The 17,790-nt window shown below is 62.9% G+C and carries 16 protein-coding genes; 6 read left to right on the top strand and 10 right to left on the bottom strand.

All coding sequences use genetic code 11. The annotated features are described in order from the left end of the window. Positions 1-13 precede the first annotated feature (13 nt). Entirely contained in the window at positions 14-1,087 is a 1,074-nt protein-coding gene (gene sbnA, locus AC20117_RS18505) for a 2,3-diaminopropionate biosynthesis protein SbnA (protein WP_074702395.1), read from the bottom strand. A gap of 313 nt (positions 1,088-1,400) precedes the next feature. Between sbnA and AC20117_RS18500 the strand changes: the two genes are divergently transcribed. Further along, complete coding sequence (locus AC20117_RS18500) at positions 1,401-1,901, top strand: PGPGW domain-containing protein (RefSeq protein WP_236777366.1); 501 nt, start codon at positions 1,401-1,403, stop codon at positions 1,899-1,901. Between the two features lie 899 nt (positions 1,902-2,800). On the opposite strand, the gene AC20117_RS18495 is transcribed toward AC20117_RS18500, so the two are convergent. Then, positions 2,801-3,598: an SRPBCC family protein gene (locus AC20117_RS18495; protein ID WP_083339859.1), complete on the bottom strand. Its 798-nt coding sequence runs from the start codon at positions 3,596-3,598 to the stop codon at positions 2,801-2,803. A gap of 217 nt (positions 3,599-3,815) precedes the next feature. On the opposite strand from AC20117_RS18495, the gene AC20117_RS18490 reads away from it, so the two are divergent. The 3 genes from AC20117_RS18490 (at position 3,816) to AC20117_RS23580 (ending at position 6,739) form a co-directional block, all read left to right on the top strand. Beyond that, positions 3,816-4,664, top strand: coding sequence for a metal-dependent hydrolase (locus AC20117_RS18490; RefSeq protein ID WP_074702397.1), 849 nt, complete (start codon positions 3,816-3,818; stop codon positions 4,662-4,664). A 77-nt stretch (positions 4,665-4,741) separates the two neighbouring features. Further along, positions 4,742-5,563 carry a DUF1684 domain-containing protein gene (locus tag AC20117_RS18485; protein WP_101632640.1) on the top strand — a complete coding sequence of 274 codons (822 nt, stop codon included), beginning with the start codon at positions 4,742-4,744 and terminating at the stop codon, positions 5,561-5,563. Positions 5,564-5,620: 57 nt separating this feature from the next. Beyond that, positions 5,621-6,739 (top strand): FUSC family protein, encoded by a 1,119-nt coding sequence (locus AC20117_RS23580; RefSeq protein WP_074702398.1) that lies wholly within the window; start codon positions 5,621-5,623, stop codon positions 6,737-6,739. Between the two features lie 6 nt (positions 6,740-6,745). Here AC20117_RS23580 and AC20117_RS18475 read toward each other — a convergent pair whose 3' ends face one another. The 3 genes from AC20117_RS18475 to AC20117_RS18465 form a co-directional block, all read right to left on the bottom strand. Continuing rightward, a complete protein-coding gene (locus tag AC20117_RS18475; RefSeq protein WP_074702399.1) occupies positions 6,746-8,536 on the bottom strand; it encodes a thiamine pyrophosphate-requiring protein in 1,791 nt (596 codons plus the stop codon). Between the two features lie 18 nt (positions 8,537-8,554). Continuing rightward, positions 8,555-8,968, bottom strand: coding sequence for a CBS domain-containing protein (locus AC20117_RS18470; RefSeq protein ID WP_074702400.1), 414 nt, complete (start codon positions 8,966-8,968; stop codon positions 8,555-8,557). 85 nt (positions 8,969-9,053) lie between these two features. Then, positions 9,054-10,730 (bottom strand): glycoside hydrolase family 13 protein, encoded by a 1,677-nt coding sequence (locus AC20117_RS18465; protein WP_074702401.1) that lies wholly within the window; start codon positions 10,728-10,730, stop codon positions 9,054-9,056. A gap of 223 nt (positions 10,731-10,953) precedes the next feature. On the opposite strand from AC20117_RS18465, the gene AC20117_RS18460 reads away from it, so the two are divergent. Then, the gene (locus AC20117_RS18460; protein ID WP_074702402.1) at positions 10,954-11,439 is read left to right on the top strand and encodes a hypothetical protein; all 486 of its coding nucleotides are present in this window, start codon (positions 10,954-10,956) and stop codon (positions 11,437-11,439) included. 117 nt (positions 11,440-11,556) lie between these two features. On the opposite strand, the gene AC20117_RS18455 is transcribed toward AC20117_RS18460, so the two are convergent. The 5 genes from AC20117_RS18455 to AC20117_RS18435 form a co-directional block, all read right to left on the bottom strand. Further along, positions 11,557-11,991 carry a hypothetical protein gene (locus tag AC20117_RS18455; protein WP_074702403.1) on the bottom strand — a complete coding sequence of 145 codons (435 nt, stop codon included), beginning with the start codon at positions 11,989-11,991 and terminating at the stop codon, positions 11,557-11,559. Between the two features lie 6 nt (positions 11,992-11,997). Next, positions 11,998-12,198 carry a DUF6480 family protein gene (locus AC20117_RS18450; RefSeq protein ID WP_418202259.1) on the bottom strand — a complete coding sequence of 67 codons (201 nt, stop codon included), beginning with the start codon at positions 12,196-12,198 and terminating at the stop codon, positions 11,998-12,000. Between the two features lie 28 nt (positions 12,199-12,226). Next, positions 12,227-14,266 (bottom strand): CocE/NonD family hydrolase, encoded by a 2,040-nt coding sequence (locus AC20117_RS18445; protein WP_074702405.1) that lies wholly within the window; start codon positions 14,264-14,266, stop codon positions 12,227-12,229. Next, the gene (locus AC20117_RS18440) at positions 14,263-15,579 is read right to left on the bottom strand and encodes an ATP-grasp domain-containing protein (protein ID WP_074702406.1); all 1,317 of its coding nucleotides are present in this window, start codon (positions 15,577-15,579) and stop codon (positions 14,263-14,265) included. The genes AC20117_RS18445 and AC20117_RS18440 overlap by 4 nt, the downstream gene beginning before the upstream one ends. Before the next feature lie 69 nt (positions 15,580-15,648). Next, entirely contained in the window at positions 15,649-16,344 is a 696-nt protein-coding gene (locus AC20117_RS18435; RefSeq protein WP_074702407.1) for a phosphoribosyltransferase, read from the bottom strand. Positions 16,345-16,595: 251 nt separating this feature from the next. Between AC20117_RS18435 and AC20117_RS18430 the strand changes: the two genes are divergently transcribed. Then, the gene (locus tag AC20117_RS18430; protein WP_074702408.1) at positions 16,596-17,774 is read left to right on the top strand and encodes a type III polyketide synthase; all 1,179 of its coding nucleotides are present in this window, start codon (positions 16,596-16,598) and stop codon (positions 17,772-17,774) included. The last annotated feature ends 16 nt before the right edge of the window (positions 17,775-17,790 follow it).

Here is a 17,790-nt window from a genome sequence, read left to right as displayed (position 1 = left end):
TCCACGGACTTGTTCACTGCGAGAAGCTCCTTAGTGAGGCAGCGGCCACGGAGTCTTTCAACCGGGCGGCTGCGGGAAGTTGTGGCCCCGACAGCGGTTCTGACTGTAGACCGAGGTCTGCCGTCTGATCCGCACTGGCAAGCGCTTCGGCCCCAAAATGGTCGAGCACCCAGTCGGGCTGGTAGATGGTGTCCAGGTATGGGCGGCCCAGGTCGGGCGAGATGGTCACCGCGGTGACGTCTTGGGCTTGGTGGTCGTCAAGCCACGTCATGGCGCCGTGGACCACGGTCCCGGTTGACCCGCCAAGCAGCAACCCGCTCGCGGCCAGGCGATGGCAGGCGCGCACCGTATCCAGCTCCTCGACGAACACCACGTCATCGAGCAAGGACTCGTCGAGTTGGGGTGGCCGCACGCTCATGCCGAGGCCGGGGATCAGACGGGGCGCCGGCGGGCAGCCGAAGGAGACCGATCCGACGGCATCAACCGCCACGATCCGGACGTCGGGGCGGTGCTCACGGAAGTACCGCGCGCAACCCATTAGTGTTCCCGTGGTGCCGGCTCCGACGAACAGCACGTCGAGGTCGGGGAATTCGGCAGCGATTTCGGGGGCAGTCCAGCGGTAGTGTGCGCCCCAGTTGCCGGGATTGACGTACTGGTTCAGCCAGACGTACCCCTCATCGGACGCGCACAGTTCCCGGACATGGTTGAGCCGGGCCCCAAGGAACCCGTCGACGGGATCCGGTTCGGTGACCAGGTCAACCTCTGCCCCGAGTGACTCCATCAGCTGCAGGGTTGTTGGATTGCACCGCGGATCGACAACGCACACGAAGCGGTATCCCTTGCTGGCCGCGATCATGCTGAGTGCAACGCCGAGGTTGCCCGACGAGGACTCCACAAGGGTGGAGCCGGGCCCGATCAGCCCCTCCCGCTCGGCGCGCTCGACCATTTCCCGCGCGGGCTTGAGTTTGATCGAGCCGGCGAAGTTGAACCCCTCGATCTTCAGGTAGAGGCGGCGGCCAAGCACCCCTTCCAGGTCGACGAATAGGCTCTGCTCGTTGAACAGGTGCGGATCCTTAATAATCGACATGGTCTCCCTCGTTTTCCAGCCGTGAGCTTGGTCGCAAGGGTCGCCAGGGAATGGCGGGTCGGATCAGTGAGCATCGCTTTGTTCCCCAACAGAACCCCAATGAAGCTGCAAGTTTGCAATGTCCTTACAGTGGAACCCCGCTCCCGTTATCACGCCGTTATTGCCCCGTTATCGGCAAGTTAGGCCGAAAACCGGCGTCCCCTCGCCCGGCTTGCCCTCAACGAACTGCTGGCCGAGCGAAGCCTTCCTAAGACGTTCCAGTAGACCCTGAACCAACGAGTGGCGCGCCGTCCGGGGGACTTCCATTTAGCCAATGACACTGCTGTGGGAGGATGTGCTCATGGGGAGGACCGACGCCATTCCGCCTTGGCTGCGTCGAACGGGCATTGAAGTGCTGGGCTGGGCACTCATCGCCGTCGGACTCGCCGCACTTGTACTGCCCGGACCCGGGCTGCTTGCCCTCGCCGCCGGCCTGGTGGTTCTTTCCCTGCGATACGCCTGGGCCGAGCGTCTGCTGGTGCCGATCAAGACCGAGGCGCTCAAAATAGCCCAGAAGGAAGTGAAGACTTGGCCGCGCATCGTGGCCAGCGCCTTGGGAGGGCTCGTGGCTATTGCTGCAGGAATCCTGTGGGGCGTTCGGCCGCCGACGCCGGACTGGTGGGCTTTCGGCGACCGTTGGTGGCTTTCAGGAGGCTGGATTGTGGGATCGACCTTGATCGTCTCCGGACTGGTGGCCCTTGCCCTGATGACCTACAGCTTCCGCAAGTTCCGTCTGACACGCACCTCGTCCCACCGCCGGGACTCTTCCCCATGATTTGCGGTGGTGAGTAACTGGCGTACGCGATCTGAGACGGGTGCCGGGGCGGGCGGTCTCCCCAAAGACCTGCCCGTGCCCCGCACCGGATGAGCCGAGACGAGCCGCCCGCGAATGTCCATGCACTCCCCAGTAGCTGGACTCCGGCTTCAGCTCTCGCCATCTGCTGGTTCTAGAGTGGCTGAGCAAGCTCAATGCTCGCGCATTCTTAGCTCAAGATTAGCTCAAGATCTCCGCGAGGGTGCCGACATGCCCGCGAGAGTTTCGGTGGCTCCCGGGGATAGTGTTCGGCCCCGGTGGAAAACTCCCGCAGAAAAGCCCCGGCCCGCCCTTGCCGAGGCTCTTCTAGTTCCGCAACTGGAACGCACAGGTGGCCACGCCATACGGCTAGGTCTCCGCTGCGCTAGATGACAGAAACGATCCAGATAATCAGGGCAATCGCCAACAATATGCCAACGATTGTCCAGACAAGGTTGCTTCCGCGCATGTTGCTTCCTCCGTTCCTTCGCTACCGACGACTCCATTGTCACCCCTGGCAACCGTTTCATCCATGGAATCAGCAAAAGCTTTCGACGGGAATCTGTAGCCGGCGCTGGAGGCATGCAGCCGGCTGGTCCCGGACCCGAGTGCCGGGGCGGGCAGCCTCCCCAAAAGTCTGCCCGTGCCCCGCACCCGATGAGCTGAGACGAGCTGGCCTTGAAGATCCGTGTACTCCCCAGTATTCGGACTCCGGCTCCAGCTCTCGCCATCTGCTGCATCAAGCATGGCTGAGCAAGCTCAACGCTGCGGCCTGCTTTAGCTCAAGATTGGCTCAAGATGCGTCGGCTGCAGCACACGTCGTCCAACGTGGACACATAGAACGACGGCGGGAGGCCGCCGTCGTTCTATGTCATCGCAGTCTAGATTCCGGCGCCCCGGTTCCTGCCGTCGTCCTCGATGTCTTCGCGCACCCGGTCGGACTTCGCGGCAATCTCTTCCGGGGTCAGGGCGGCCCCGGTGTCTACAACCGGCTCGGTGACGACCGGCGCAGTCTCCACCACGGGTGTTGCAGGGACCGGTTCCACTACAGGCGTGACCGTCACGTCTTTATCGGCACTGTCCTTCTTAGCGGCAGCCACGCCTGCTGCAGCCGCTGCCGCTACACCGACCCCGGCGGCCGCAACCTTACCGGACACGCCGGCCTTTCCGCTGTCACCGCGGGATGCGGCAGCGTCCTCCACGCCCGGAGTTCCTGCTGTCCCGCCTTCATTGATTGAGCCGCGCCAGGCCCCCGTGGCGTAGCCCTCGGCCTCGATGAACTCCTTGAATTTCTGCAGGTCCGCTTCCGCCTGCTTCTCCACGACGTTGAGCTTATCGCCCACCTTCTCCAAGATGCCCTCGGGCTCGTATTCGAGCGTCATGCGTACGGACGTCTGGCCGCCACCCACGTCCTCGAAGGACACCGCTCCGGCGTTCGTGGCGCCTTCGGTTGCCGCCCAAGCGATCTTCTGGTCCGGCACCTGCTCAACAATCCTCGCCTCCCACTGCCGGCGGACTCCGCCGATCTCGGCAACCCACTCGAGTCGGTTATCGCCGAGCTGCTTCACGCTCTTGACGCCGCCCATAAAGTGGGGAAATTCCTCGAACTGGGTCCACTGGTTGTAAACCGTGCTCACCGGCACGTTAACCATGATTTGCTTCTCGACCTTCGTGCTCATTGCGTCTCCTTTTGATTGGAAAAGACCGTAGAGGCCTTCGATTGATCAGCATGCTTACCATATCGTTTCTGTCTCTTCTGGGCTAGTGCGCGAGCAACCTTCAGATTCTGTCAGTGCGGTATGCCACGGTAAGAGTCGATAGAATTCACGCAATCCACTGGAACGATAAACCGCATCTTTGGCGGCGGAACCAGTTATTGAAAGGAACCTCTTCACCATGCTGGGAGCCCATCATGCCGCCAGTGGAGCCGCCGCTTGGATAGCGCTCACCACCCAGTTTGAAGTTTCTCTCGGTCCCTTGGTCGAGCCTGTGGGCCTCGGCGGCCATTCCGTGCTGTTGGGCATGGGTCTGCTGGATGTGGGACCGATCGGCATCATCTCCGGCGCGTTGGTCACAGCCGGAGCTGCGTTGGTTCCGGATGCGGACCATCACCGGGCCACGATTGCCCATTCGCTTCCGCCCGTATCCAATGCAGTCTGCGTCGGCGTAGGCACGCTGGCCGGCGGCCACCGCAAGGGAACCCATTCCATCATCGGGATGTGCATCTTCGTCCTGATCGCATGGATGGCGGGCTTGGTGACATGGGAGACAGAGCGGTTTGGATCCATCTACCCGGCCGCCGGTGTCCTCTGCATCCTGCTGGTCGCCTTCGCCGCGAAAGCCCTCAGGTTCATACCTGACCGTTTGAAGAAGACCCCTTGGGCGGTCGGAATCTTCGTGGCAGGATTCATCACCTTTTTCGCCCCCGAACAACAGAACTGGTTTCCGCTGGCCATGGCCATCGGAGTAGTCATGCACATCCTGGGTGACATGGCGACAACAGGCGGAGTGAACTTGGCCTGGCCGCTGCGGATCAAACCGCCCAGGGCTTGGCGGCGAATTCCCGTTTTACGTTGGATCTGGCGTCCCAACGGATACTTTGCCTTACCGATTCTTGGGAACGCAGGTTCGTGGCGGGAGTGGCTGCTGCTGATTCCGGTCAGCCTCTACGTCGTGCTGGTTCTCGCCGGTGCTACCGCCGACCTCGGGGAGGTCGGCATGTCCACCTTTGTCGCCTCGCGTTAGTCCAGGTGCTCTTCGGAAATGAATAGTCGACCTGCCGTGTTGAACCTTTGGCAAGCTAGTCCATCAGGAGGAACGCCATGACCAGCGCCGGAGCACCCAGCGCCGTAGACCGCGAGCAGCTGCGATTTGCCCGTTACCGGCAGAGCCGGCATGAGGCGCTGGCCGCGGAGTTCGGCTGGCTCACCCTCACTTCGCTGCAGTGGCTTGGGGCGGAACCGACAACCGTTGAACTGCTTCCCGGTCTCTGGAGCGCCAACGCCTCCGCTTCGTCAGGCGGAATTGCAACGCTGACCGCTACTGCTGCAGATGACCTCGTCGTTGCCGACACCGATGAGCCTGTCGACGGCAGCGTGACAGCCCGGCTGGCCAACGAGGAGTCGATGAACTGGGTACGGTTCGGCAACATCATGGTGGAACTTGCGGTCCGCGCAGACCGCTATGCGATCCGCACCCGCGACCTCGACTCCCCCGTCTACACCGGATTCAGGGGGGTGCCTACGTTCGATTTCAATCCTGATCTGGTGGTGACAGGGCATTTCAAAGCGTACGACGACGAACGCCAGGTTGCGATCGCCACATCGCATCCGCAGGTGCAGAGCACAGCGACGGCAGTAGGGGAAGTCAGTTTCGAACTAGGTGGCGCCAGCTACCGGCTGGTTGCGGAGCCGGGCACTTTGGGCGGCCTGACGCTGAACTTCCACGATCTCACCAATGGCACCAGCACCTACGACTGGCGCAAGGTCACCACCGCGAAGCCGCGTCCGGACGGCAGCGTCATCATCGATTTCAACCGCGCCATCAACTATCCCAGCGCCTTTACCCCATACGGCACCTGCCCGCGGCCCATCCGTGGCAACCAGATCAACGCGCTTATAGAGGCTGGCGAGAAACTGCCGTAACTGCAGCAGGGCCACCTGCGGTTGGCACGGTCCTGCGGATGCTGTGATTATGAACGTATGAACCTGGAGCAGCCAACGCGCAATTCCGTCCAGCGCGTCCTGTCCTGGATCAAGGCCGGTGTGACCGGTCCGCGATTCATGCTGGCCATAAAGGCAGCCGTCGCCGTCGGAATGGCGTGGTTTGTAGCTGGTTACATGCCGGGCGTGGTCGACGACTATCCCTATTACGCGCCGCTGGGCGCGCTGGTCAGCATGTATCCCACCCTGATGGGGTCAGCCAAGGCAGGTCTGCAGACCCTCCTCGGACTGTTGCTCGGGATCCTGCTGGCAGGCTTGATTGTGCTGTTCGCAGAACCCAACCTCCTCACGATTTCGGCGGTGGTTGGCGTCGCCGTCCTGTTCTCCGGAGTCCGCTGGCTCGGTCATGGCAAAGACTACGTTCCGATGGCGGCACTTTTCGTCCTGATCATCGGCGGGCAGGACGTTGAGTCCTATTCCATTGGCTATGCGGTACAGATGACCGTCGGCGTGGGCTGCGGGCTCCTGGTCAATGCCGTGATCCTGCCACCGCTGAATTTCAACGCAGCGATTCTTAAATTGTCCCGCTTCCGCACCATGCTGGCGCGGCACCTGGAAGGCATGGCTGACGCGCTGACCGATGAATGGCCGCCGGAACCGGAGAAGTGGACGCGCTACAACGATGAGCTCTCCACGGCCGGGCATGACGTGCGGGAAGCGGTTTACCATGCGGATGAGAGCCGCAAAGGCAACCCGCGGGCCAGGCTGCACCGGCGCAATCTATCGCAGGACTACCGTGACCTCCGCGCTTTGGAATCCGTGTCGTTCCATGTCAAGGACATTACCGACACCCTTGCCGGCGTTAGCACCGGCGGTAAGGAACCGTTGTCCAACGAACTGCCGACCGAGCTGCTTCAGCCGGTCAGCGAGGCGCTCCGGGGTGCAGCCGAGATGCTGAAGGCCTGGGAATCCGGATCGGAGCTTCAGGACCGGTGGGAGGAAGCGCAACGGGCCTTGAACGCGCTGCTCGGCCAAGTCGATGCACACCGCGACGCCGGCGCCGCGGCCTTTAGTCCGGCCGCCAGCGTGGCTACCGCGGTACGGCGGATTCTTGACACCCTGGAACCTTGCATCAAGCAGGATGCTGAGGCAACGTAGACACGTTCAGGAGAAGTTCGATTTCTCCTGGTCGACATACGTCCGCAGCAGCTCCGTGGCACGGTCGGCAGACTCGGCACTCTCCTGTCCCAAGGCATCGACCATGCTTCCGGCCTTCTGCTCTCCGGCGGGGAACGGCGGAAGCAGCGGCGTTTCCGGATCCGTGACCACTTCGATCAAATACGGCCTATCTGCTGCCAGTGCGGCATCCCAAGCGGCGCCGACGTGTTCAGGATCATCAACCCGCTCGCCATCGAGGCCCAGCAGTTTTGCATAGCCGGCGTAGTCGAAATCCGGCAAAGCCTGGCTGGCTTCATAGCGGGGCTCCCCCTCCATCTCGCGCTGTTCCCAGGTCACCTCGGCCAGTTCCCGGTTATTCAACACGCAGATAACAAAGCGCGGGTCCTGCCAGGTCCGCCACATTCTGCTGACAGTGATGAGCTCAGCGATACCCGTCATTTGCATGGCACCATCACCGGTAACTAGCAGCACCGGGCGCCCCGGCTGATCCAGTTTGGCGGCGATGCCGTACGGCACCGAACAGCCCATGCTGGCCAACGTGCTGGATAAGTGGGCCGGCACACCAAGCGGTAGCCTCAGCTGCCTGGCGTACCAGTAGACCGAACTGCCAACATCGACGGCGAGCCGGCCATCTGCAGGGAACCTGCTGTTCAGCTCAAACAGCACCCGTTCCGGATTGACCGGATCCGCCTTGGTCATGGCGCGCTCGGCGGAAAGCTCGTGCCAGTGCGAGACCCACTGCTCCACCTGGCCGCGCCACGGCAGATCATGCTTGTCCTCCAGCAGGGGCAGCAGCGCTTGCAGGGTCCGGGACGCATCCCCGGGCAGCGGCACCTCCACGGGGTACCGGTTGCCGATGGCGCCGGAGTCCGTGTCGATCTGGACGGCGCGTGCCGCCCCGGGCGGTGGGTAGAACTCGGTCCACGGGTCATTGGAACCAATGATCAGCAGGGTGTCGCATCCGCCGAGTACCTGGCCGCTGGCGCTGGTACCCAGATGCCCCATGGTGCCTGCAACATTCGGCAGCGACTCGTCCACGTACGGTTTGCCCAGCAGGCTCGTGGTGATGCCGGCACCGAGGCGTTCGGCCACCGCGGCAGCCTCTTTCCAGGCGTGCCGGGCGCCCTGCCCTACGAGCAGCGCCACTTTGCTGCCGTCGTTGAGCACCTCCGCTGCCGCCTTGAGATCGTCCTCCACCGGTACGCTGGCGGACTGCTCCCAGCGCGGGGCGGTGGCAATGATGCCATGCTTATGCTCCAGTTCCGGAGCCGGCATCTTCTGCACGTCATGGGGAACAATAACGACGGCGGGCGCCCTGTTTGCGAGCGCGGCTTTGAAAGCCCGGTCAAGGACCATCGGCAGCGCTTCCGGCGTGTTGACCTGCTGGCGGAATGCCGAGGCCACGTCCTTCGTCAGGTCCAGCAGATCGACTTCCTGCATGTAACCGGAGCCGAGCACGCTGCGCGACTGCTGCCCGATGATGGCCACCACGGGAACGCTGTCCAGTTTCGCATCGTAGAGACCGTTAAGCAGGTGGACCGCCCCGGGTCCCTGGGTTGAAGTCACTACGCCGACGCCGCCGCTGTATTTCGCGTGGCCCACGGCCATGAAGGCCGCGTTTTCCTCATGACGGGCCTGGACGAATTCCACTGTTCCGGCCCGCCGGAGCGCGCCCATGAAACTGTTGATGCCGTCGCCGCTGTAGCCGAAGACGCGCGGCACCGCCCACGCCTCGAGCCGTTCGACAATGGCATCGGCAACGAGACGCTGCGGCATCCGCTTCCTCCGGCCGGTCTAGTAGGAGATGAATTCGACGAGTTCCCCGACCCTGTCCTCGGGGTAATTGCGGGCGACGTCCGCCTGGCTGAGTATGCCCACGAGGTCGTGGCCGTCGATCACGGGCAGTCGCCGGACCTGATGCTCCTGCATCGTCTTGATGGCTTCTTCGATGCTGTCATCCGCGCCGATGGTCACTGGCTTGCCTTCACCGAGTTCTCCCGCCTTCACGCTCCGCGGATCGCCGCCCTTGGCCAGGCACTTCACCACGATGTCCCGGTCGGTGACAACGCCCTTGAGCCGGTTGTCTTCGCCGCAGATCGGCAGCGAACCCACGTCCAGGTCCAGCATCTTCTTCGCTGCCTGTTCCAAGGTTTCATTCTCGCCAATGCACTCGGCGCCGCCTGTCATGATTTCGCGTGCTGTCAGCATCCGTATCAACTCCCGATCGTTGGCTTTACTAAGGATACTTACTGTCTATCACTGACCGCAGAGGATTTGAACCCCTTACCGGGCCTCAGGTCTTCTGGGCCGACCCGGTGAGCCACGCCGTCGTATCCGGGGGCAGTTGACCCGCGGTCAGCTTCGAGCTGCTGATGAGTACCTTGCCCGGTGGCAGAGCCAGCGGCTCGCGGCCGAAGTTCGTGACCGACTGCCATTGGCCGGGGCGCTCGAAATGCAGCACAGATTCGCCGGTTCCGCTGATCCACTCCAAGTCCTCATAGCTCTGCAGTTGCCCTCGCAGTTTCAGGGCATGGCGGTAGAACTCCAGTGTGGATCCCGCAATGCCGTCCTGGGCTTCGACGGAGAAGCCGCCGAACCAGTCCGGCTGCGGCAGGTGGGCTCCATCGGTCCCGAACCCGAAGGATTTCCCTTCAGTGGTCCAGGGCAGCGGGATGCGGCAGCCGTCCCGGCCCTTGCGCTGGTGCCCGGTTCGCTGCCAAATGGGATCCTGCAGGGTGGCGGCGGGCAGATCCGGCACCTCGAACAGGCCAAGTTCCTCGCCTTGGTAGAGATAGGCCGACCCCGGCAGGGCAAGCATCAGGAGGGTAGCGGCACGGGCGCGGCGGAGCCCTGCGATCTGGTCCACCTCGGGTTCGGAACCGTCCGCCATGAGCCAGGCGCCATAGTCCAAACCGGCCGGCAACCCATAGCGCGAGGGATGCCGTACGACGTCGTGGTTTGAAAATACCCAGGTTGAGGACGCGCCTGATTCTTCCGCCTGGGACAAGTTGTTGGTGATGATGGAGCGGAACTGCTCCACGTCCCAGTCCGCGCGCAGCAGATCGAAGTTGAAGGCCTGTCCCAAACCTTCCGGACTCGCGTACGCCATCCGCCGCGACGCGGGAACCCAGGCCTCCGCGACTGCGGTGCGGGGCGGGTCATACTCGTTGAAGACCTTGCGCCATTCGGCATAGATGTCGTGGACCTCGTCCCGGTCGAAGAGCGGATCCTTGCCGTCCACCGGGGTGAGCTCGTCCGCCACGCTCGGTTTGCTGCGCAGAGGTTCGCTCATGTCCTTGGCAAGCGCATGGGCCACGTCCACGCGGAAGCCATCTACCCCGCGGTCCGACCAGAACCGGAGCGTTTTCAGGAAGTCTTCGCGGATTTCCGGGTTCTCCCAGTTCCAGTCCGGCTGTTCCTTGGCGAAGAGATGCAGATACCACTGGCCGGGCTCGCCGGAAGGCTCGGTGATCCGGGTCCAGGCGCTGCCGCCGAAGTGGGACACCCAGTCCGAGGGCGGCTTTCCGCCGTCGTTCCCCAGACCATCGCGGAAAATATACCGCTCCCGCTCAGGTGAACCCTTCCCCGCGGCCAGCGCCTGCTGGAACCATTCGTGCTGGTCGGAGGAATGGTTCGGTACGATGTCCGCGATGAGCTTGATTTCCGCGGCATGCAGCCCCGCAACCATTTCATCAAAGTCCTCCAGCGTGCCCAGACGTGGATCCACATCCCGGTAATCGGCCACGTCATAGCCACCGTCCGCCAGCGGCGACGGGTAGAACGGGCTGAGCCACACGGCGTCGATGCCCAGCGCCGCCAGATAGGGAATTTTGGCGGTGATGCCGCGGATGTCGCCCAGGCCGTCGCCATCTGCATCGGCGAAGCTTCGCGGGTAGATCTGGTAGACGGCCGCCTGCCGCCACCAGTTCGGGTCAGGTTTGGGTTTGAACTGGTCAAAAGTGTCGGTCACAGTCGGTTCATTCCTCTCCTGCCGCGGGAACGGCGGTGTCGGCCATGCGCATGGTTGCTCCGTCCGGTTCCGGCCACTGCCCCTCTGTCTAGCACTGCGTTTGGGCCTTGTCGAGATGTACCAGCATCGTTCGCCCCTTTTTGATGACAAACGGGCAGCAGCCTTACTAAAATGGAATGCTCTAGTCAATTAGTTTCTGCCGGGGCTGCAGGAAGGACACGCGATGAAAGATCCGATACCCGGCGGCTCCCTCCAATATGTATTGCTGCCCCAGAAGTTCGGCCGGCACCAGACCGCGGTCACGGAATTCACCGTGCTCTGCGTAGAGATCTGGAGCACCGGCATCGTGGTCAACATGCAGCTGCCGCCCGCCAATGGTTCGCAGCCGCCGCAGCCGAGGATTGCCGTCCAGGACCATTTCGGCACCGAGTATTCGCTGGAAAGCAGCGCAAGCATCGGTTCCCGCCACCTGCAGGTCTTTACGCCGTCCGTTCCCGCCGGAACCAGAAGCCTGACAATTACGTCAAGGGACGACGACGGCGCACGCTTTGTGGTGGCGCTGGCCGTACCCGCGGGCAACTTCCGCGGGGGTCGGCTCAAAGTAGGCCATATTCATCTGGCCGGCTTGCCCGATCTCCCGTCGGGTGAACAGGGACGACGGGACATGCAGCAGGGGCCCGGTCTGACGGAGCATAGGGAAGCTGGCTGAGACGCCAGCCGGTCTGCCCGAAGCTGCCGGCGGCTCCGCTCCTGACGCCCAGCGGCCGGGCAGCCGACGGGCACCCCGGCCGCAGCGTTCCGGTTCCAAGATGACCGCATCAGCCGCTCAGGAGTGGCCCAGATTCTCTTCGGGATCGGTACCGGTGGCAGGTCCGTCCGCGAGTGCACCGCCTTCGCCTGCCCACTCTCCGCCCGGACGGTCATCCATCGCCGGGTCGGATGAGACATCCCGCCTTGTTTCCGGCCGCCCTGCCTCTGCCGCCCCGATGTCCGCCGCGCCGGAGCCGGCTGCTCCGGTCCGTGCCGAAGAAGCACCGGCGTCGCTGTTCCACGCATTCCAGGACGACGCGCGGCGTCCTGCCCGCGAACCCGGTGACGACCCGCTCCGAACCGGATCATTTTGGCGTATGTTCCTGGAAACGTTGCTGGCCCACAGTTCCTGTGCGGCGTCCCTCAGTTGCTCGTAACTGCCACGGCCCGCTCGTGACCCGAGGACGAACCCGACCGCGAGCCCGGCTCCCAATATGAGTTTGTTTTTCATCGCCCTCTACTCCTCATGGCCTTGGTCCGAACTCATCTGGTCCTCCGCTGGTGGAGTTTCTCCCGGCGGAACCCCGCCGCCGGGTTCCAAGCCGGTGATGTTCTCCGTCTCCGGATCGGGATTGACAGTGTCCGCTTTCTCCTGCGAGGACCTATCCTCTTTCACCGCCGGCTCCACATCCGGAACATTGGGTTCCTGCTTGTCCATGTTGCTCATGATCCTGCCCTTCGTCGTCCTAAACCAGGTCTCGTGGAATCGCGCGCTGCCAATTCTCGGAGTAGACACGCGGATTCCCGCGCTGGGTGTCGAGTTCGTAGGCATCGAGCTGCGCGCTGATGTGGAAGTCCGTCGGCGTTGACGTCAACACCGTCCGGGTCACTATTTCCACCCTCCAGTCATCGCGCTCGAAGCGCCGGACCGTCCGGGTTTCGCCCCGTACGGAATTGACCTCATTCCAGCGGAAGCTGTACCACTCGTTGGTGCTGCGCCGGACTATGGTGTCCGTTTCGTCGATACGGAAGCTGCCTTGGTCGTTGGCCACCTCCAAGGTCGACACATTTGTGACCAGATCGCGGGAGACTCGCCAGTGGTGCTCGCCCGGTGTCAATGGGGTGATTTCCAAGTCCGGCGCCGCTTCGGGCTCGCCGAATTCCCTGAGGGCAGCATCCTCCGGCCGCGGAGGGCGGACCGGCAGGGTGAGCGTGCTTGCGCCAGCCGTCAGCGTCACCATGGCCGCCTCCGGCGACGGCCAGGCCAAGGGCCAGTAAGACGTGGATACCGACAGCCGGAGCCGGTGGCCCGCAGGGATCGTCTGGGCGATACCGTTTAGGTCAATCTCCACGCGGTATTTGCGTCCCGGTTCCAGCGGCTGCGGGTTTTCACTGCCGTCGCGGTGGGTCAGATTGAGCAGGCCATAGGTGAACCGTGTGGCTTCGCCGTTCGGTGCCACATCGGACAAGCGGACCGCAAGCATTGCGACAGGTTTGTCCGCGGAGACTTCGAAGGTGACCGAGGGCAGTCCGAAGATCTCCATCGTTTCCTGAAGCGGATCCGTCTCGTAGACGAGTGCTCCGCCGTCTTCCTCGCGCTGGTCGAACGGAAGATCGGGGGTGGCGGCATAGGAGGCCCATTTACCGGCGAACATACCCACGCTCAAGGGTGATTGCAGCGTGACATCGTGGCCTGGTTCGTCCTTGGCGTCGCCTTGCTCGATGCCATGGCGGCGCAGGTGGTAGCGGCGTTTTTCGATGGCCGGCGAGGGCCAGCTGTCCTCGGCGACCCAGCGGCCGGGACGGTCCGCGTAGGACGGTTCCGGAGAGACGCTGTCCTGCATCCAGGCCCGTAGCATCGGCTCTTCCATCAGGCCGGTGTCTTTGCCCTTGAGCCAATGGTCCCACCACCGCACGACTTCCTGGAGGAATCCGATGGCCGGGCCAGGAATGCCGATATGGGGGTACTTGTGTCCCCACGGACCGATCAAGCCCTTGCGCGGCACATCCAGGTTCTCCATCAAACGGAAGATGGCATTGGTGTAGCCGTCGGCCCAACCGCCTACCGCCATCACCGGAACCTGGATATCGCTGTAGTCCTCGCAGACCGAGGCAGGCTTCCAGTAGTCGTCGCGGCGCTGGTGTTCGAGCCAGGTTTCCAGCCAGAGCCCGCTGCCGGCGAGGCGTTCGTGCCACATGTCCCGCCAGCGGTCCCCTACGATGGCCGGATCCGGCGGCAGCGAGTTGAAGGCGAACATGACGGTGGCCTCCGACAGGTTGTCTGCCAGCAGGCATCCGCCCATGTAGTGCATGTTGTCCACATACAGGTCATCGGTAGCGGAGGCACTGATGATGGCTTTCAACGCCGGTGGTCTGCGGGCGGCGATCTGCAGGCTGTTGAAACCACCCCAGGAAATGCCCATCATGCCTACGTTGCCATCGCACCACTGCTGATCTGCGAGCCAGGCAATGACGTCCTCAGCGTCCTCGTGTTCCTGGGGCCGGTACTCATCCACGATGACGCCGTCGGAGTCGCCGCTGCCGCGCATATCGACCCGGACCGCGACGTAACCATGGCCCGCGATATAGGGGTGGTTCATGGCGTCCCGGCCCCGCGTGCTGTCCCGCTTACGGTACGGAATGTATTCCAGCACGGCGGGAACGGGAAGCTCCTCGGCGTCTACCGGAAGCCAGATCCGGGCGGCTAGCTGGGCGCCGTCGCGCATGGGAATGAAGGTGTTTTCGATGACCCGTACTTCGTGGGGAAATTCGGTAATGGTCTTCATACGGCTCCTTTGTGGCCGGCAGTCTGATCTGCCGGTGCGAACTCAAACGGCAACTCGGACAGGATTGCGTTGTACCGTTCCACCAGCTGCTCACGGTTATCTGCACCGATGTAGAGCTTGCCCAGGATGTAGCGGTAGCTGTCCTGGCCGGGCAGGTCCGAGAGCTTCTCCCCTTCCTTGACCTGCAGGGTCACGGTAGTTTCCGGATAGCGTTTCCGGATGGCTGCCTTATCTTCGGCGCTGGGTACGCGCGTCACTACGGCATCCTCGTCGTGGAAGATCATGCATTGTGATGCGACGGCGAAGTTGCCCTTGCGGTAAGGCATCTTCGGCTCGCGGCCGAGCGCTATGTCAATAGCTACTTCGTGATTGGAAACGCCGTCCACCTTGGCAAAGAGGTCGCTGTGGGACTGCGAGATACGGGTGTTGATTTCCACGAGCCACAGCTTGTCCTCAACTTCGTCCCACATGAATTCGGCATTGAAGCAGCCGTTGTCAAAACCGACATGGTGCATGTAGCGCTCGGTGAGGTCGATCATGCGCTGCTGTACGCTCTCCGGGACGCTGTTGGCAGGATAATCGAGGCGTTCGAAGCTCGTTCCTGCTTCGTCCTTGTGCATGTCGAAAACCCCGTGGACCTGGAATTTTCCGCCGAACACCGTGCCTTCAGGGGCGGCCTGGATCCCGGAAATGAACCCCTCGGCCAGGCAGGTGTTGCCGTCCGCGTTCTTGAGTTCCGGCGGCAGGTCGACCATGGCGAGTACGTCGTTGAACGCGTCCCCAATTAGTTCGATTTGATCGCGGATTTCCTGGACCGCTTCGTTGAACTGTTCCTCGCTCTGGATCTCGAAGCCAAGGTTTGAGGAGTGGGACTTCACCGGCTTGACCCAGAACGGGTACTCGATGTCGATCTTCGATAGAGCGTCGTCGTCGAACGGGTCGAAAGAGGCGAACTGCGGAACGCATTCAGGTATCGAGGCTTTTTGCTCGAGCCTGCTCCAGTACTTGTGCTCGCACTTGAGCAGGCTCTCCAGCGAGGGTGCAGGCAGTCCGTGATCCTTCGCCAGCAACGGCCCGATTACACTGGCCGGGAAGTCCCAGTGCGTCACGATGGCATCTACAGGCCCATCGAATTCCTGCAATTCGCTCCGCGCTTTGGCCAGCAGGCCCTCGAAATCGATCTCCGGGGTGTTTACGACGCTCTCGTAGTCGAGCAGGTTGCGGAATACGTAGTTTTCGGCACCGTTGACAGTTTCCAGTTCCCCCCGCTGAACATCAGTCAGTGCAAGTACGAATACATTCTTGGCTGTCATTGTGCCGTCCCTTCTCCATTGGCGGCCGAGTTTGCCCGCCGTGGTCTATGGTTCCCCCCAACGATCTGCTCAGCCGGCTTGCGCCGGCCGCTGGTATTGCGCGAGCAGGTTGATGACTTCGGCGTCATCCACTTGGTCAAAACGGTCATAGGCTTGGCCGACGGCGACCAGATCCTGCGGATTCCAAGGGCACACCACCTCATCGGCGATGCTGCCCACGTCGCGGCAGGTGCCGCTGAGGCCAACCGGAATAGCCGCCACGATGCGCGCCGGCGATAGTTCCCGCAGAACGGTGATCGCTGCCCGCATGGTGGCACCGGTAGCCAGCCCGTCGTCCACCACGATGAGTGTCAGGCCGGCAACGTCCAGCGGCGGCTTGCCAGCGCGGTAAACGCGTTCCCTGCGGTCCAGTTCCGCGCGTTCCTTTGCAGCAACCTGGTCAAAGGCACTCGAGTCGCCGTATCGTTTGGCGAATTTGGCCAGCACGTCTTCATTGCGCACGGTGTCAATGGAGCCGGCCACCGAAGCCATCGCTCCCATGGCCACCTCCTGATGACCCGGAACGCCGATCTTGCGGACCAGGACTACGTCCAGCGGGGCCTTGAGGCTTTCGGCGATGACTGCGGCTACGGGGACGCCGCCCCGAGGCAAGCCGAGTACCAGAACATCCCGGCGGCCACTGTAGGAGTCCAGTTCCGAGGCGAGCGTTCTGCCAGCGTCCTGCCGGTCGGCGTAGCGCTCCCTGCGGTTCCGGTTAGTAGTCATTGCACTTCCCATCCTTGGCAGTTGGTTCCGTTACCCATGCCGGCGGTTGTTCAGTTCGTGGCGTTTCCTCCACCGTATGACCGATACCCGAAGGTGACAAGGAGCTTGCTGAAGGTGTGACTGGCGCCATGGGCTGCGGGATCACACCCAGGTTGGACCAGCGGGGAGCGGAACAACAAAGTCGCCGGCCTCCGGGTGCTGATCGGCTCCGAGCCATTGTTTTCCGAACCCGGCTCCTCTAAGAATGAACTATGCCGGTCACCATGAGGTCCCTTAAAACCGCCGTTCCCGAAACCGTTCTGGTCCAGTCCCAGGTGCGCGACGTCTTCGCCGCCCAACCCGGCTTGACCCGCCTGGGCCAGAGGCTGGTGGGTACGTCCTTTGACTACTCCGGTATTGAGACGCGCTATACGGCGGTAGAAGAACTGACCTTGCAGCGCCGCTCGGACACTCCGGTCTTTTTCGATCCGGAGAGCCGGCTCATCCTGAGTCCCAGTACGAAGGTCCGCAACGACAAGTTTGCGGATGCAGCCACTCCGCTCTTCATCGAGGCGGCTTCGAAAGCTATGGCCGCGTGTCCCGGAATCACCGCTGCCGATGTGACCCACGTGGTAACCGTTTCCTGCACGGGGTTCTTCAATCCCGGACCGGACTACAAGGTGGTGCGGGCTCTCGGGCTGAGCCCCGCTGTCCAGCGCTACCATCTGGGCTTCATGGGCTGCTACGCAGCCTTTCCCGCTCTGCGCGCCGCGAAGTCCTTCTGCGAGGCTGATCTGGACGCAGTTGTCCTTGTGGTCACCGCGGAACTGTGCACACTGCACGTGCGCACTTCCAATGACCCGGATACCATCATGGGCTCGTCCCTGTTCGCCGACGGCGCCGCCGCGGCGATTGTCACCGCCCGCGACCTGCCGTCGTCGTCCCCTGGTATTGTGCTCGATCATTTCGAGACGGTGCTGACCCCTGTCGGCGAGGAATCCATGGCCTGGAACATCGGCGATGAGGGCTTCGAGATGGTGCTGGGCACCTATGTACCGCACATCATCGACGAGCATATCGTCGGCGCGCTGGAACCCCTGCTGGCCCGCGATGACGCCGTGCAGGGCCGGCCCTACGAGGAGATCGAGCATTGGGCCATCCACCCCGGTGGACGCAGCATCCTGGACAAGGTGGAAGCAAAACTGCAGCTGCGCGAAGACCAGCTGGTCCCGGCCCGGGAGACCTTGCGCGACTACGGCAATATGTCCAGCGCCACGGTGATGTTCGTGCTCAAGCACATTATGGACGCGCCCTTCGCAGGAGACGACGAACGGATCTGCTCGATGGCCTTCGGTCCGGGGCTCACCGTGGAGACCGGCCTGTTCACCAAGAGCGGCGCACCGACGCTCACGACGACGCCGGCAGCGGCCAGCGAGCCGGCTACTGTCTAGGCGCGGCAGGCAGCAG

The sequence above is a fragment of the Arthrobacter crystallopoietes genome, assembly GCF_002849715.1.
Classification (GTDB): Bacteria; Actinomycetota; Actinomycetes; order Actinomycetales; family Micrococcaceae; genus Crystallibacter; species Crystallibacter crystallopoietes.
Note: the sequence above shows the minus strand (reverse complement) of the source record. Positions and strands in the feature narration are given on the sequence as shown.